This is a genomic window from Pseudomonas sp. AC463, from assembly GCF_979253585.1.
Map to the genome: position 1 here is coordinate 1 of NZ_CEEDDZ010000710.1, position 265 is coordinate 265.

Genomic DNA, 265 nt, shown 5'->3' on the forward strand with positions numbered 1-265 from the left:
GAGGAAGATCTGTACCGGCAGCACCGTTGCCGGATCGGTCAGCCCACGCGGCGGCGCGGCGATGAACGCGCGCATGCCGATCAGCAGCAACGGCGCGGTCTCGCCCAGCGCCCGCGCCATGCCGATGATCGTGCCGGTCAGGATACCGGGCAGGGCGAGTGGCAGAACGTGGTGGAACACGACCTGGATGGGCGATGCCCCGATACCCAGCGCGGCATCGCGAATCGACGGCGGCACCGCCTTGATCGCATTGCGCCCGGCGATG

The 265-nt window shown here is 69.4% G+C and carries 1 protein-coding gene; it reads right to left on the bottom strand.

The window, feature by feature from the left end; all coding sequences use genetic code 11:
- On the bottom strand, positions 1-265 hold a 265-nt coding region (locus AC0IYH_RS32045; RefSeq protein WP_471838332.1), incomplete at both ends, for an ABC transporter permease subunit.